Raw genomic sequence first — 15764 nt, 5'->3', positions numbered from 1 at the left:
CGGCTAGCGTGCCGGGCATGCCCGTCGCGGTCGTCACCGACTCCACCGCCTACCTTCCGCCCGAGCTGGTGCAGGCGCACCGGCTGACCGTGGTGCCGCTGACCGTCGTGCTCAACGGCGCGGAGGGGCTGGAGGGGGTGGAGACATTCCCGGCCGACGCGACCCGGGTGCTCGGCGGCCGGCGGGTCTCGGTGAGCACGTCCCGGCCGTCGCCGGAACAGTTCGCCCGGACGTACCGTGAGCTGCTCGACGCCGGCGCGGACGGCGTGCTCTCGGTGCACCTGTCCGCGGAACTCTCCGGCACGGTGGAGGCGGCGCGGCTCGCCGCCGCCGAGGTCGACGACCGGGTCGAGGTGGTCGACAGCCGTTCCACCGGAATGGGCCTCGGCTTCCCGGTGCTCGCCGCCGCCACCGCCGCCGAGGCCGGCGCCCCCCTGGCCGCGGTCCGCGACGCGGCGCTCGCCGCCGTCGACCGCACGACCATCTGGTTCTACGTCGACACGCTGGAGTTCCTCCGCCGGGGCGGCCGGATCAACGCGGCCGAGGCGCTGCTCGGCACCGCCCTCTCGGTCAAGCCGATCATGCACATGCCGGACGGCGCGATCGTGCTCAAGGACAAGGTGCGCACCGCCAGCCGGGGGGTGGCCCGCCTGGTCGACCTCGCGGTCGAGGCGGCCGGCGACGCCGACGTCGACCTGGGGGTGCACCACCTGGCCGCACCGCAGCGCGCCGCGGAACTGGTCGAGGCGCTGACCGTCCGGTTCGGCGACCGGCTGCACGACACGTACGTCTCCGAGGCGGGCGCGGTGGTGGCCGCCCACGCCGGGCCCGGCCTGGCCAGCGTCGTCGTGCACCGCAGGCCGGGACCCTCCGACGATGCGTGACGGCCGGTCGTACGTGGTCACCGGCGGTGGCCGGGGCGTCGGCCGGGCGGCGCTCGGCCTCGACCCCGAGGCGAGCTGACCCCGGTCCCGTCCCGGTAGCAGACCGGTCCATGATCAGGCGGTTGTCCACAGGGCGCCGTCCCGTCCACAGCCGACCGCCGGCGCGCTGACCGGGAGTCGTCGGCCGCCCTACCCTCGCGCCGTGTCAGACGACGAGGAGACCATGGTGCGGCGGCGGTTGTTCCGGCTGGTCGATCCGGCGGTGGGGGCGCATCGGGTGGACGGGCCTGCCCCCGCGCCCCGGCCGTCCGCCGGGTCCTGGCCGGTCGAGGACCCGGCGGACGGCCGGGCGGGCGTGACCACCGACGACGGCGACGCCCCGCCCGGGTCGCGGCTCCCCGGGCCCGGCGCCTTCGACCCCGGTCGACGTGGCGTGCGGGCGCTGGCCGTCGTCGCCGTGGTCGTGGTGCTCGGGGCCGGCTTCTGGGCCTGGCGGTCCCGGCCGCGCGCCGAGCCGGTCCGACCGGAACCCGCGGCCGCCGCGCCAGTCGCCGCGGACCCGTCCGCCGCGCCCGGGACTGCCGCCACCCCGGGCGGCGACCTGGTGGTCGCCGTCGCCGGCAAGGTACGCCGTCCCGGGCTGGTCCGGGTGCCCGCCGGCGCCCGGGTCGCCGACGTGGTCGAGGCGGCCGGCGGGGCGCTTCCCGGCGTCGACGTCGCCCTGCTCAATCCGGCGCGCAAGGTCGCCGACGGGGAGCTGATCCTGGTCGGCGTCGCGGCGCCGGTCGGCCAGCCCGCCCCGGGCGGCGCACCGGCCGGTGGTGGTGTCGGCCCGGGCGGTGCACCCGGGGCCGGCGGCCGACTCAACCTCAACACCGCGACGCTGGCGCAGCTCGACGCGCTGCCCGGGGTCGGTCCGGTGCTCGCCCAGCGGATCCTGACCCACCGCGACCAGCACGGCGGGTTCCGCTCGGTGGGCGACCTGCGCCAGGTGGAGGGGATCGGCGATGCCCGGTACGAGCAGCTCAAGGACCTGGTGACGGTGTGAACCGGGCGAACGGGCCGGGCGGTCCCGGGGGCGTGGCGCCGGAGCCGGCGGCGGAGCCACCGGACCTGCGCCTGGCCGGCCTGGCGGTGGCGGCCTGGCTCACCGCGCTGGCCTGCCTGCACCTCACCGCCCCGACGGCGGCGCTGCTCGCCGCCTCCGCCGCCGGTCTGGCCAGCCTCGCCGTCGGGCACCTCTCCGGCCTCGTCGGGCGGCCAGGCCCGAGGACCCGGCGGTACGGCTGGATCGCCGTCGCCGTGCTGCTCGGCGTCGTCTGCGGCGCCACCGCCACCGCAGCCCGGCTGCACGGGCGCGACGCCGGTCCGCTGCGGGCACTGGTGGCCGAGCGGGTGCGGGTCACCGCCGAGCTGGCCGTCCGCGACGACCCCCGCCCGGTACGCGGAGCGCCGGGCCGGTCGGCCACCCTGCTGGTGGCGACGGAGCTGGTCCACCTCACCGGTCCGGACGGCGGCCGGCTGCGCGCACCGGTACGCGTGCTGGTGCTCGCCACCGATCCGGGCTGGCGGGGGCTGCTGCCGGGGCAACGGCTCACCGCCGAGGGGCGGCTGACCGCGCCCCGCGGCGGCGACCTGACCGCGGCCGTGCTCACCACGGTGGGCCCGCCGGTGCCGCTCGGTCCGCCACCGTGGCTCCAGCGGGCCGCCGGTACGCTCCGCGCCGGCCTGCAACGGGCCTGCGCCCCGCTCCCCGACGAGCAGGGCGGCCTGCTCCCCGGCCTGGTGGTCGGGGACACCAGCCGGCTGCCCGCCGCGGTGGAGGAGGACTTCCGGGCCACCGGGATGACCCACCTCAACGCGGTCTCCGGCTCCAACGTGGCGATCGTGGTCGGCGCGGTGTTGCTGCTCGCCCGCTGGGCCCGGGCCGGTCCGCGGGCGGCCGCCGTGCTCTGCGGGCTGGCGCTGGTCGGCTTCGTCGTCCTGGTCCGCCCGTCGCCGAGCGTGGTCCGGGCCGCGACCATGGGCGCGATCGCGCTGGCCGCGCTGGCCGCCGGGCGGCCCCGGGCCGCGCTGCCGGCGCTGAGCGCCGCGGTGGCCGTCCTGGTCCTCGTCGACCCGGACCTCGCCGGGGACGCCGGCTTCGCCCTCTCCGTCCTGGCCACCGGCGGGCTGCTGCTGCTCGCCCCCGGGTGGCGGGACGCGCTGCGGCGGCGGGGCGTGCCACCCGGGCTGGCCGAGGCGCTCGCGGTCCCGGCGGCGGCGCAACTGACCTGCGGACCGGTCGTGGCCGGCATCTCCGGGACGGTCAGCCTGGTCGCCGTGCCGGCCAACCTGCTGGTGGTGCCGGCGATCGCGCCCGCCACGGTGCTCGGCGTGGCGGCGGCCGCGGTCTCGCCGCTCTGGCCGGCCGGCGCGGAGTTCGCCGCCTGGCTGGCGAGCTGGCCGGCCTGGTGGCTGGTGACCGTGGCCCGGGTCGGGGCCCGGCTGCCGCTGGGCACTCTGCCCTGGCCGGGTGGGGTGCCCGGCGCGCTGCTGCTGGCCGGGCTGACCCTGGGGCTGCTCCTCGCCGCCCGCCGGCCGGTGGTCCGCCGGCTGCTGGCGGTCTGCACCGTCGCGGTGATCCTCGGCACCCTGCCGATCCGGCTGATCGCCAGCGGCTGGCCACCCGCCGGCTGGGTGGTGGTCGGCTGCGCGGTCGGCCAGGGCGACGCCCTGGTGCTTCCGGTGGCGGCCGGGCGGGCCGTGGTCGTCGACGCCGGCCCGGAGCCGTCCGCGGTGGACGGGTGCCTGCGCCGGCTCGGCGTACGGGAGGTCCCGCTGCTGGTGGTGAGCCACTTCCACGCCGACCACGTGGGCGGGGTGGCGGGGGTGTTCCGGGGCCGGCGGGTCGCCGCCGTGCTGGTTCCGCAGTGGTCGGAGCCGGCCTTCGGGTTGTCTCAGGTACGCGTCGCCGCGCGGGCCGGCTCGGCCGCTCTGCGTACCGCGCCGGTGGGTTGGACCTGGCGGGCCGGGGGAGTGGAGCTGGTCGTGGTCGGGCCGCCGTACCCGGTCCGGGGCAGCAGGTCCGACCCGAACAACAACTCGCTCGTGCTGGCCGCCACAGTGGGCGGGGTGCGGATCCTGCTTCCTGGGGACGCCGAGACCGAGGAGCAGCGGGCGCTGCTGGAGGCCGCGCCGCCCGGCGCGTTCCGCGCCGACGTGCTGAAGGTCGCCCACCACGGCTCGGCCTACCAGGCGCCGGAGTTCCTCGACGCGGTCCGTCCCGCCGTCGCGTTGGTGTCGGTGGGTGCCGGCAACGACTACGGGCACCCGAACCCGGGCCTGCTGGGCCGGCTGACCCGGGGCGGTGCGCGGGTGCTGCGCACCGACACCGACGGAGATGCGGCGGTGGTGCTGGACGGGCGGGGACTCGCGGTAGCGGTAGTGGGGCGCGACACCCGTCTGGGGCGGCAGCCGTGACGCCTCGATCTGGCGCTGAGTTTCCCCGTCGCGTAGTGGCATCTGTCAGTGCACGGCGGGGGATTCCTGGTGTGCCTTGACCACTCCGATTGCCCACTCGAGCAACTCGCACCCGTTGCCCCGGCACTGCGCGCAGCGCCCGGTGGCCCGGTGCGGGTTGGGCGGCTCGGAGCTACAGGAACGCCTACAGGTGTCCCGCGCTCGGGTCGTGCAGATCGTTTCCCGCCCGGACTTCCCGGAGCCGTTCGATCGGCTGGCCGGGGGAGCGGTGTGGTTGGTGGAGGACGTGGAAGCGTGGATCACGGAACACCGGCCGCACCAGGCGCGTGGCGCTGACCCGGACGAGTGCTGAAACGGCCCGGACCCTGCGGAGGGTCCCGGGCCGTTCGTCCAGGTGGGCTCAGGCTGCCTGAGTGGCCTTGTCCTTGCTCGCGTGCCGCTCCAGCCCGGCAAGCGCCGTAGCCGCGCGCTCCCGGCTCCGCCTGGCCGCCTCCACGGCGTTGCCGACGATCATGGATCCGGCGGAGAACAGGCGGCCGGAGTCGGCCTGCTCCACGGTCTGCCGTACCCGATCGATCTCTGCCAGGTTCTCCACCGCAGCCTCCAGCTCCGCCACCACGAGGTCCAGGCGCGCCAGCCCGGCGGTGGCCTGGTCGTGGAGGTACGTCAGCCACTCCTCCCGGCGCTCCGCGATCCCGGCGGCCACCTCGCGGCGCACCTTGTCCACCGCGTCTCTCGTCCCGTCCGCCGCGGCCTGCGCGGCTTCCGCCGCTTCCTGTCGCTCGCGGACCATCTTGGCCACTTCCGCGGCGTCCAGCGCCTTGCCGGACAGCGCGGCCACCGTCGCGAGCCGCCGGACCTCCATGGGTCCCTGTGCCGCTGCGGCCTGCGCCTTGCGCGCCTCGCTGCCGAGCCGGGTGGCCTCCGTCGCGAGCGTGCCGAGCCTGGCCAGGTCCGCCCGGGTGGCCGGGTGGATGTGCCGGTCCGGGATCAGACCAACCCCGGGCACGGACAGCGGCTCAGCCTGCCACGCCGGAGCATTGTTATCCGGCGCGGCGGGCTGGAGGGTGCCCGGCGCGGGCGGGAACGGCTCGGTGAGCGCGTACAGGTCGCCCCAGCGGCCAGCCTTCACCAGCTTGCGCGCCTGCCGCTCTCCGGCCGCGTCCGCGCGCGGGCACTGGTGCGCGTTGCGCCGCTCCGGCGCCACGCCGTTCTCCGGCACGGTGCCGTGTCCGTACACGGCGATTCCACCCTGCTGGCCGAGCGGGTGGACTCGCGCCGGGCTGGCGGTCACCCCGGTCATGGCGGAGACGCTGAAGGACTCCGGCGCGCAGGTGCACCCGTCCGGCATGTTCCCGGATTCCGTGGCGTAGACCATCATCGCGGCCAAGAGTTGATCCGCGCCTCCGGCGTGGCTCGCCTGCGTGTCCACGATCCACACGGCCAGGGTCGGGGCATACCGCACGCGCTTGTCGGTCGGGTAGATCATCGGGATGCCTCCGTGAGTCGGGTCCAGGCGGCCTCCGCCGCGTCCGTCGCGCAGTAGCCCCGGCGCTGTGTCTTCGCTTGCCACGTGCCCGGCTCGGGTGCCGGCTCGCCCATCTGCTCCAGGCGCTCGCGTGCCTGCCCTGCCGCCTTGTCCGCCGCCGCGCGCCCTAGGTCGGACACCCGCGACGGGAGCAGGGGCCGGCGATGGGTGCGGCACCGGCCGAGCGCGCCGGGGCCGTTCAGGTCCGGCCGTGCCAGGGGGCTCACCGGGTGCCGGCCTGCTCTAGCTGGCCCACCACGGCGGAGGGTGTGCGCAGGCCGAAGTGTTGCACCCGGTCGCGCTCCAGCGTGGACGGCAGGGAGAGCGTCCGGATCGTGTCCTGAACTGACAGCCCGGGGGAGTCCAGCGGGGTGTTACACCGCCGCATCCAGTCCAGGATCCGCGCTTCCGACTGCCGGCGGAGCGTGTCCGCTTCCTGTACCGGGATGCGTTGGAGCACGGCCCGGACCCGTCGCGCAGCGGTCCGGGGACTGATGTCCAGGCGTTCCGCGATGGCGTCGATCGAGTGTCCGGGGTTGCTCATCTCCAGCGCGATCAACTCCTGTTGCCAGCGCTGGCCGGCAGGCAGCCTGCTCATACTGCCATGATACGCGCGTAAATGCCCGAAAATTCTTACCCGCCTTGCTTGGGCGGTGACAGCGCCACCGAGGAACCCGCTCTGATCGCCCGCGGCGGCGGCCGGCAACTAACCGCCACCACCCAGGACGCCCCCGCGACGTACGCCGCCGACGGTGACGCCAGCAGCGCCACGACCGCGGCGATCGCCCGCGCGTCCCCCGGTCGCCCGACCGGTACCCCGGCCGCTCCTCGGTGAACGGGTCGACGTCCTCCTGCCCGGTCATCGCGTGGCAATCTCGCCCGGGGCGACCGCGTTGACCGTGATCCCGTCCGCGGCCAGCTCCTGCGCCATCACCTTGGTTAGCGGCCCGAGCCCGAGTACGCCGACGAGCCGACCCGGGGCGCGTGATCGTGGAGTGCGACCGCGCAGGCCTTGCCGATGCCGGAGTCGGCGCCGGTGATGATCGCGATTCGCGGTAGTCCTCGTGATGCGCTGGCATGTCCGCGCAGTAACCCTCCCGCGCGAATGCAATCACTTGTCCAACGGCATCCATCGAGGGGGGTTGCCTGCGTCGACGCACTCTGACATTCTCCTGCATGGACGCTGCCAGTGACGGTCGCCAATCCGAGGTGCCGCGCTGCGGTGACGCTTTCCGGAGGGATCCCTCGTGAAGCGCAGACGTCGCCATCTGCTCGCAGGATTAGCGGTCGCCGCCCTCGTGGCGACGACGGGTGCCGCCGGCATCCACTACAGCGGAGCCGAGGTGCCGACCGCCGCCGCGGCCGTCGGCGACGGCGAGATGCCGGGCGCACTCGGCGCCCGCCTGGAGCGACTGCGGCAGGCAGTGCCGGGCAACGACGGCATGTCGCCGGACGGTCCTGGCGGTGCCGCCCAGCAGGAGTTCCTGGAGCGTGCCTTTCCGGCGAACACGATCAGCATCGCCCAGGTGGACCGGGCGAAGGCCGCCCACAAGTCCGCCCAGGCTCGCGCCGTGCCGACCGGCAGGGTCATGAAGGGCACGTGGACGAACGTCGGGCCGAGTGAGGCGCTCTACCCGTTCACCGAGTTCCGCAACGCGTACAACTACGTGCCGAACGAGTACGTGGCGGGCGGCCGCACCACCTCGATTGCCATCAGCGACAACTGCCAACCCGGCTCCTGCCGCGCCTACATCACCCCGGCGGGTGGCGGCGTCTGGGCGACCCCCGACGTGCTGGCCGCCCAGCCGCAGTGGACCTACCAGGGCGGGCCCCTGGGCATCAACGCGGCCGGCTCGGTGACCATCGACAAGAACGACCCCACCGGCAGGACGGTCTACATCGGCACCGGTGAGGCGAACACCTGTGGCTCCGGCTGCGTGGCGGGCGTCGGCCTGTACAAGTCGACCGACGGCGGCGCGACCTGGCAGGGGCCGCTCGGCAAGGACCTGCTCGGCGGCAAGGGCATCGGCGAGATCACCATCAAGCCGGGTGACCCCAAGACGCTCTACGTCGCCACCACCACCGCGCTGCGCGGCATGTCCAGCTCCTGCTGCACCGGCGTGACCCGTCCGGTGCCGGACGCAGCGAAGTGGGGCCTGTACAAGACCACCGACAGCGGCAAGAGCTGGAAGTTCATCCACAACGGCTCGGCCGACGCGACGCAGTGCACCGGCAGCGCGGCGGAGTTCACCAACACCGCGGCCTGCTCGCCGCGCGGTGTCCGCCAGGTCAAGCTCGACCCGAAGAACTCGAACATCGTCTATGCCTCCTCGTACGCCCGGGGCGTCTGGCGCTCGGCGGACGCCGGCGCCACCTGGACGCAGATCAAGCCGTCGCTGAACCCCGCGGTGATCCAGACCCGGCCCGCGATCGACGTCACCGCCCTGCCCAACGGCAAGACCCGGATGTACGTCTACGAGGGCAACATCGGCAACCCGTACTCGCGGCTGTTCCGCAGCGACGACGTGGCCAGCGGCACGCCCACCTTCACCGATCTGACCAGCTCGAACCCGGCCGACCCCGGATTCGCCACCTACGACCAGTGCGGCGGTCAGTGCTGGTACGACGTCTTCGTGCACACCCCCGAGGGGCACCCGGACATCGTCTACACCGGCGGCTCGTACGCCTATGGCGAGACGATCGCCAACAAGCGGGCCGTGGTCCTCTCCACCGACGCCGGCGTCAGCGGCACGGACATGACCTTCGACGGCACCAACGAGTTGCACCCGAACGGGCTGCACCCCGACCAGCACGACCTGGTCACCAACCCCAACAACCCGTACCAGTTCTTCGAGTCCAACGACGGCGGCGTGATGCGATCCAGCGGCGAGTTCGTCGACCGCTCGGAGTGGTGCAACGACCCGCAGCGTGGGCTCAACAACAGCACCGGGCAGCGGGACCGGTGCAAGCAGATGCTTTCGAAGATCCCCTCCAAGCTGGAGAGCATCAACAAGGGCATGAACACGCTGCAGTTCATCAGCCTGTCGGTCAGCCCGCACGACCACACGCTGCTGCAGGGCGGCACCCAGGACAACGGCACCTGGGAGAACAAGGGCCAGCGCACGCGCTGGGTCAACACGATGATCGGTGACGGCGGGGCCTCCGGCTTCGACGTCGGCAAGCCGGAGTTCCGGTTCCACTCCTTCTTCGACGTCACGCCGGAGGTGAACTTCGACAACGGGGACATCGGCGGCTGGATCTGGACCGGCGACCCGATCTTCGGCCACGCCGGCAGCCTCTTCTACGCCCCGATCATCAGCGACCCCAAGGTCAGCGGCACGATGTTCGCCGGCACCGGCCGCTCCGTCTACCGCACCAAGACCTTCGGTCTGGGCAACCGGAGCATCGAGGACGCGAAGCGGCTCTGCAGCAGCTGGATCAACACCAGCGGGACCCAGTGCGGCGACTGGGAGCAGCTGGGGGCCACCCCGCTGACCGACGCCGCCTGGGGCGACCGGGCCGGCGGCGCGGTCTCGGTGATCCAGCGGGTCGATTCCGACTCGTCCACCGCGTATGCGGCCACCAGCACAGGCCGGGTGTTCGTCACCCGCAACGCCGACGCCGAGCCGGCCTCGGCGGTGACCTGGACCCGGATCGACACCGCGACCACGCCGAACCGCTTCGTCACCAGCATCCACATCGACCCGGCCGACCCGGCCCGGGCGTGGATCTCCTACAGCGGGTTCAACTCGAACACCCCGGCCACCGTGGGGCACGCGTTCGAGGTGAAGGTGGCCGGCGCGACGGCGACCTGGACGGACCGGTCGTACGACTTCGGCGACCAGCCGATCACCGACCTGGTCCGCGACGACGTCACCGGTGACCTCTACGCGTCCACCGACTTCGGCGTCCTGCGGCTGGCCAACGGCACGACGACCTGGACCAAGGCGGCCGGCGGCATGCCGAGCGTCGAGGTGGCCGGGCTCACCATCGTGCCGGGCAAGCGGATCCTCTATGCCGCCTCGCACGGCCTCAGCGCCTGGCAGCTGAACCTGAAGTAGGTAGAACATCATCGGCACCAACCAGGTGAGGGGCCGCGCGAGCGGCCCCTCACCGCTGCCCGAGGCGGCCGGACGCATCTGGCGCGCCCTCGGCGCGGCCTTCGTCATCCTCGTCTTCGTCCCGCCGCTGCTGCTGCTGGTCTCCGGCTCGCTCACTGAGCCCGGCCTGCCGCCCTCACCGACCCCGCAACTCGTTCCCGATCCGGTGTCCACCACCGGCTACCAGCAGGCCGTCGAACTCGGCGGGCTGCTGCGGGCATCGCTGAACTCGGTGCTGGTCGCGGTCGTCGCGGTGCCGCTGAGCGTGCTCGTTGCCTCCCTGGCCGGCTTCGCGCTGGCCCGGCTCGCCCCGCGCACCACCGCCACCGTCGTCGCGGCCTCCCTGGTCGCGCTGATGGTGCCGGCCATCGCCCTGCTGGTGCCCCGCTTCGCGATCTTCCGGATCCTCGGGCTGACCGATACCCTGGTGCCGTTGATCGCCCCGGCGTTGCTGGGCACCTCGCCGCTCTACGTCCTGGTCTACTACCTGGCCTTCCGGGCGCTGCCGGGGGACCTCTACGACGCCTGTCTGGTGGAGGACCTCTCACCGATGCGCACCTGGTGGCGGGTGGCCCTCCCGCTGGTCCGCCCGGTGACCGCCGCCCTCACCGCGCTCACCTTCGTGCTCACCTGGTCGAACTTCCTCGACCCGCTGATCTACCTCTACGACCGCGACCTGTTCACCCTGCCGCTGGCACTGCGCTCACTGTCGGTGCTGGACCCGACGAACTTCCCGGTGTTCCTGGCCGGGGCGGTGCTCGCCACGGCGCCGGCGCTTCTGGTCTTCGTGCTGGCCCAGCGGCGCTTCCTCCACGATGACGATCCGACGGGACGGAACCCATGAGACCCAAGGCGCTGCTCGCCCTGCTGCTCTCCACCGTGCTGCTCGCCGCCGGCTGCGGCTCGGGCTCCGGGCCCTCGGCCAACGGGCCGGTGCGCCTGCTCGTCTTCGGCGCACCGGAGGAGCTGGCCGCGTACCGCACCCTCATCGAGGCGTACGAGGAGGCCCGGCCCGGCGCCGAGGTGCAGCTCGTGGAGGCCAGCGACCGCAAGGACCTGCTGGCCCGGCTGGCCACCTCGGTGGCCGGCGGCGCGCCGCCGGACCTGTTCCTGATGAACTACCGCTTCTACGGCCAGTTCGCCGCCAAGGACGTGGTCGAGCCGCTGGACGACCGGATCGCCGGTTCCGACGCGATCGACCCGGCCGACTACTACCCGGTCGCGATGAACGCCTTCAAGTGGGGCGGCAGGCAGCTCTGCCTGCCGCAGAACGTCTCCAGCCTGGCCGTCTACTACAACCGCACGCTCTTCCAGAAGCACGGCGTCCCGGAGCCGAAGGCCGGCTGGACCTGGAACGACCTGGTCGGCACCGCCACCGCGATGACCCGCGACTCCCGGGGCCTGGTCATCAAGGGCACCGAGAGCGAGGGCGCCGCCCTGCGGCCGGCCGTGCACGGCCTCGGCATCGAACCGTCGATCATCCGGCTCGCCCCGTTCGTCTGGTCAGGCGGCGGTGAGATCGTGGACAACCCCGCCAAGCCGACCCGGCTGACGCTGGACACGCCGGCCGTCCGGGAGGCGCTGAAGAACATGGTCGACCTGCGCCAGGCGTACGGGGTGGTGCCCACCGACGAGGAGGTGGAGGCCGAGGACGACGAGTCCCGCTTCGCCAACGGCCGCCTCGCCATGCTGATGAGCTCCCGCCGCTCCACCACCACGTTCCGCTCCATCACCGACTTCGAGTGGGACGTCGCCCCGCTGCCGATCTACAAGAAGCAGGTCGGAGTGCTGCACTCCGACGCGTACTGCATGACCCGGGGCGCCAAGAACAAGGACGCCGCCTGGCGGTTCCTGGAGTTCGCCATCGCCGAGGAGGGGCAGAAGATCATCGCGGCCACCGGCCGGACCGTGCCATCGCACGTCGGGGTGTCGCAGTCCCCGGCGTTCCTCGGCCCGGCCCAGCCGCCTCGCAGCGCGAAGGTGTTCCTCGACGCCATCCCGACCGTGCGGGCGCTGCCGACCGTCTCCACCTGGCCGGAGATCGAGGACGCCACGGCCGGCATCCTGGAGAACGCCATGTACCGGGGCGACCGGCTCGACGACGTGATCCGCGACCTCGACCAGCAGACCCGGCCACTCTTCGCCCGCGGCGAGCACGGGTGAGCGGTCCGGGCCTGACCCTGGCGGGGGTCTCGGCCGCGTACCGCGGCTCGACGGTGCTGCACGAGATCGACCTGACCGTCGCCCGCGGCGAACTGCTGGTGGTGCTCGGCCCGTCCGGGGCCGGCAAGTCGACGGTGCTGCGGGTGGTGGCCGGGCTGGAACCGGTCACCACCGGCCGCATCCTCATCGCCGGCCGGGACGTCACCGCCGACCGGCCGGGCCTGCGCAACGTGTCGATGGTGTTCCAGTCGTACGCGCTCTTCCCGCACCTGACCGTCGCCGAGAACATCGCCTTCGGCCTGGAGGTGCGGGACACCCCCCGGGCGGTCGCCCGGGAGCAGGCCCGCGCGGCCGCCGAAACCGTCGGCTGCGCCGGCCTGCTCGGCCGGCGGCCCGGGCAGCTCTCCGGCGGCGAGCGGCAGCGGGTCGCGCTGGCCCGGGCGCTGGTCCGCGAACCGGACGTGTTCCTGCTCGACGAGCCGCTGTCCAACCTGGACCTGGCCCTACGTACGGAGATGCGGGCCGAACTGCGGGCGCTGCACGACCGGCTGGGGGCCACCATGTTGCACGTCACCCATGACCAGACCGAGGCGCTGGTGCTCGCCGACCGGATCGCGGTGCTGCGCGACGGTCGCATTGAGCAGGTCGGCACCCCCAACGAAATCTGGCGTACCCCGGCCAGCACCTTCGTGGCCCGCTTCGTCGGCTCCCCGGCGATGAACCTGCTCCCCGCGGCCGGGCCGGTGCAGCCCGCGGGGGAAGCCCCGCCGGGGGCGGGGGAGAAGGGCCTGGAGATCGGGTTCCGGCCGGAGGCGGTGACCCTGGGCGCGACCGACGGGGCGGACGCCACCGTCGACCGGGTCGAGGTGGTCGGCGAGGACGCGTACGCGTACCTCACCCTCGCCGGGGGCCAACCGGTCGTCGCCCGGGTGCCGGCGGCCCGCCGGCCGGAAAGGGGCGAGGCGGTACGCGTCGGCGTGCGCTGGGCCGACACCCACGTCTTCGACGCCGGCTCGGGTCGCCGGTACGCCCCGTCATGAGACCGGACACCCGCTCGCGTCGGCAGTTGGCGCTGATGCTGGCGCCGTACCTCGTCGGGCTGGTCGGGCTGGTCCTGCTGCCTGCGGTGATCACCCTGGCGCTCGCCTTCACCGAGTACGACCTGCTGCGCCCGCCGACCTGGGTCGGGCTGGACAACCTCACCGCGCTCGTCGACGACCCGATCTTCCGGGTGGCGTTGACCAACTCGCTGGTCTTCGCGCTGGTGGCCGTACCCCTGCGGGTGCTCTTCGCCCTCGGCCTGGCGCTGCTGCTGCACCGCCGCGCCGCCGGGGTGGGCACCGCCCGCACCGCGGCGGTGCTGCCGACCGCGGTGCCGGAGATCGCCTACGGGCTCCTCTGGCTCTGGCTGCTCAACCCGCTCTACGGCCCGATCAACCAACTGCTGCGCACCGGCGGCGAGAACGGGCTGACCGCGCTGGGCCGTACCCCACCGCAGTGGCTCACCGACCCCACCGACGCCCGGGCGGCGATCATTCTGATGAGTCTGTTCACCATGGGGGAGACCTTCGTGGTGCTGCTCGCCGCCCGCCGGGCGCTGCCGCGGGACGTCTACGAGATGGCCGCCATCGAGGACGCCACCGGGTGGGACGTGTTCCGCCGGATCACCCTGCCGCTGATGGCGCCGGTGCTCGGGTTGCTGGCGGTGCGCGACGCCATCCAGAGCCTGCACTTCTCGTTCGTGCCGGCGTTCGTGGTGACCGACGGCGGTCCACCCCCGTACGCCACCACCTACCTGTCGCTCTTCGTCTACCGCAACGCCTTCGAGTACCTGCGCTACGGCTACGCCGCCGCCGCGACCCTGCTGATGATCCTGCTGACCGTGGCGGCGGTGCTGGTGCAGTGGCGGCTGATCCGCCGCTACCGTGCCCTCTACCGGCTGTGAGAGGAACCGGTCGGGCGGCCGGCGCGTCCGAGGTGACGGAGGCCGGTCGGAAGAAAGTTCGGAGATCGAGCCGTATTGCCGCGTTCAGACCAACAATCGACGTAAATGTCTTGATTTGCGCTGCGTGCGGGGTGCGCCGTCACAGCAGCGGATGACCAGGCACGATCCCGCCGCGACCCGTGCCAAGATGGGCGGCGTGACCGCCGCCAGCCTCGCTCCTATCCTGCTCGTCCTCGGCGACGAGGAGCTGCTCGCCACGCGCGCGGTGACCGAAGCCGTGGCAAGAGTCCGCAGCGTCGACCCCGAGGTGGACGTCCGCGAGTACCAGGCCGGGTTGCTCACCGTCGGCGAGATCGCCGAGATGCTCAGCCCGTCGCTCTTCGGCGGACGCCGGGTGCTGGTGCTCCAGTCCGCGCAGGACGCCCGCAAGGACCTGGTCACCGCCCTGCTGGCGTACGCGAAGAACCCCGACCCGGACGTCCAGTTGGTGGTGCTGCACCTCGGCGGGGCCAAGGGCAAGGCGTTCGCCGACGGGCTGAAGGCGGCCGGCGCCACCGTGGTGCCGGCGGCGAAGCTCAAGGGGCACCGCGAGCGGGTGGCCTTCGTCCGGGACGAGATCCGGCGGGGCGGCGGGAAGTGCACCGAGGACGCGGCCGAGGCGCTGATCGCTGCCGTCGGCGCCGACCTGCGCGAGCTGGCCGCCGCCTGCTCCCAGCTGATCGCCGACACCGACGGCCGGATCGGCGCGGACACCGTGGCCCGGTACTACAAGGGCCGGGTCGAGGTGAGCGGCTTCACGGTCGCCGACGCGACCATGATCGGTGACGTCCCGGCGGCGCTGGAGGCGCTGCGTTGGGCGCTGCACGCCGGGGTCGACCCGGTGCCGATCGCGGACGCCCTCGCCGACGGGGTGCGGACGGTGGCCCGGGTCGCCGCCGCCGGGCGGGGTGACCCGTACCAGCTGGCCAGCACGCTGGGCATGCCCGCCTGGAAGATCAAGAACGCCCAGCAGCGGGCCCGGGGCTGGACCCCGGAGGGCCTGGTCGAGGCGATGCGGGCCGCCGCCGAGTGCAACGCCGCGGTCAAGGGCGGCGCCGACGACCGGGCGTACGCGCTGGAGAAGGCGGTCTTCTCAGTCGCGGCCGCGCGTCGGGGCGGCGCCCGGTGATCGGTCCCACCCGCACGCCGTGGACGATGGTGTCCAGCGACGACGAGCGGTATCGGCCGCTCTACGCACGGGCGCTCGGGCTGCGGTTCGTGAACCCAGGTGGGGTGCTCTGCTTCCTCTTCTTCGAGGGCGCCGTCGCGCTCGCCGCGCTGCTCGCCCTGGCCGAGCTGGTGAGCTGGTGGGCCGTGCTGATCCTGCCGGTCGCGGTGGCCCTGATGGTGAAGCTCAACGACATGGTGGCCGAGATGGTGGTCCGCTCGGCGGCGCTCGTGCCCGAGCAGGAGCGGGACCGGTTCCGGCGGCAGATGGAACCGGTGGTCGGTCGGGCCCGGGTGCCCCGGACCGTACCGGGGGTGGTGGTCACCGCCGCATCGGCGTCCGTGCCGTCGTGGGAGCGGCCGCAGGAGGCGCCGGAGTGGCCGTCGGGGGCGCCGCGCCCGCCCGCCGGACCAGGCCGGCACCCTACCGACGGTTCCTGACCGGTTCTGGCGGCTGCCCTGACCGGTTCTGGCCG

At 73.6% G+C, this 15764-nt stretch carries 14 protein-coding genes; 12 read left to right on the top strand and 2 right to left on the bottom strand.

The window, feature by feature from the left end; translation table 11 throughout:
- Positions 1-17: 17 nt before the first annotated feature.
- The 4 genes from ACLQ2U_RS25950 to ACLQ2U_RS25935 all read left to right on the top strand — a co-directional run bounded on the left by ACLQ2U_RS25950 (position 18) and on the right by ACLQ2U_RS25935 (position 4698).
- Positions 18-884: a DegV family protein gene (locus ACLQ2U_RS25950; protein ID WP_425753482.1), complete on the top strand. Its 867-nt coding sequence runs from the start codon at positions 18-20 to the stop codon at positions 882-884.
- Positions 885-1086: 202 nt separating this feature from the next.
- Entirely contained in the window at positions 1087-1932 is an 846-nt protein-coding gene (locus tag ACLQ2U_RS25945; protein WP_425753480.1) for a helix-hairpin-helix domain-containing protein, read from the top strand.
- Entirely contained in the window at positions 1929-4346 is a 2418-nt protein-coding gene (locus ACLQ2U_RS25940) for a ComEC/Rec2 family competence protein (protein ID WP_425753478.1), read from the top strand. Before ACLQ2U_RS25945 ends, ACLQ2U_RS25940 begins: the two co-directional genes overlap by 4 nt.
- 76 nt (positions 4347-4422) lie before the next feature.
- Positions 4423-4698, top strand: coding sequence for a helix-turn-helix transcriptional regulator (locus tag ACLQ2U_RS25935; RefSeq protein WP_425753476.1), 276 nt, complete (start codon positions 4423-4425; stop codon positions 4696-4698).
- Positions 4699-4746: 48 nt separating this feature from the next.
- Here ACLQ2U_RS25935 and ACLQ2U_RS25930 read toward each other — a convergent pair whose 3' ends face one another.
- The gene (locus tag ACLQ2U_RS25930; protein ID WP_425753475.1) at positions 4747-5835 is read right to left on the bottom strand and encodes a hypothetical protein; all 1089 of its coding nucleotides are present in this window, start codon (positions 5833-5835) and stop codon (positions 4747-4749) included.
- 262 nt (positions 5836-6097) lie between these two features.
- Positions 6098-6472: a winged helix-turn-helix transcriptional regulator gene (locus tag ACLQ2U_RS25925; protein WP_425753473.1), complete on the bottom strand. Its 375-nt coding sequence runs from the start codon at positions 6470-6472 to the stop codon at positions 6098-6100.
- 48 nt (positions 6473-6520) lie between these two features.
- On the opposite strand from ACLQ2U_RS25925, the gene ACLQ2U_RS25920 reads away from it, so the two are divergent.
- The 8 genes from ACLQ2U_RS25920 (at position 6521) to ACLQ2U_RS25885 (ending at position 15729) form a co-directional block, all read left to right on the top strand.
- A complete protein-coding gene (locus ACLQ2U_RS25920) occupies positions 6521-6709 on the top strand; it encodes a hypothetical protein (protein WP_425753471.1) in 189 nt (62 codons plus the stop codon).
- 412 nt (positions 6710-7121) lie between these two features.
- On the top strand, positions 7122-9935 hold the full coding sequence (locus tag ACLQ2U_RS25915; protein WP_425753469.1) for an exo-alpha-sialidase: 2814 nt from the start codon (positions 7122-7124) through the stop codon (positions 9933-9935).
- A gap of 25 nt (positions 9936-9960) precedes the next feature.
- Positions 9961-10818 carry a carbohydrate ABC transporter permease gene (locus ACLQ2U_RS25910; RefSeq protein ID WP_425753467.1) on the top strand — a complete coding sequence of 286 codons (858 nt, stop codon included), beginning with the start codon at positions 9961-9963 and terminating at the stop codon, positions 10816-10818.
- Positions 10815-12137: an ABC transporter substrate-binding protein gene (locus tag ACLQ2U_RS25905; RefSeq protein ID WP_425753465.1), complete on the top strand. Its 1323-nt coding sequence runs from the start codon at positions 10815-10817 to the stop codon at positions 12135-12137. Before ACLQ2U_RS25910 ends, ACLQ2U_RS25905 begins: the two co-directional genes overlap by 4 nt.
- A complete protein-coding gene (locus ACLQ2U_RS25900; protein WP_425753463.1) occupies positions 12134-13177 on the top strand; it encodes an ABC transporter ATP-binding protein in 1044 nt (347 codons plus the stop codon). Before ACLQ2U_RS25905 ends, ACLQ2U_RS25900 begins: the two co-directional genes overlap by 4 nt.
- Before the next feature lie 35 nt (positions 13178-13212).
- The gene (locus ACLQ2U_RS25895) at positions 13213-14082 is read left to right on the top strand and encodes a carbohydrate ABC transporter permease (RefSeq protein ID WP_425753562.1); all 870 of its coding nucleotides are present in this window, start codon (positions 13213-13215) and stop codon (positions 14080-14082) included.
- Positions 14083-14269: 187 nt separating this feature from the next.
- Positions 14270-15250 (top strand): DNA polymerase III subunit delta, encoded by a 981-nt coding sequence (gene holA / locus ACLQ2U_RS25890; RefSeq protein WP_425753560.1) that lies wholly within the window; start codon positions 14270-14272, stop codon positions 15248-15250.
- Entirely contained in the window at positions 15247-15729 is a 483-nt protein-coding gene (locus tag ACLQ2U_RS25885) for a hypothetical protein (protein ID WP_425753461.1), read from the top strand. Before holA ends, ACLQ2U_RS25885 begins: the two co-directional genes overlap by 4 nt.
- Positions 15730-15764 lie beyond the last annotated feature (35 nt).

Origin of the sequence: Micromonospora sp. DT47 (genome assembly GCF_049844475.1) — a bacterium.
Lineage (GTDB): Bacteria > Actinomycetota > Actinomycetes > Mycobacteriales > Micromonosporaceae > Micromonospora.
Note: the sequence above shows the minus strand (reverse complement) of the source record. Positions and strands in the feature narration are given on the sequence as shown.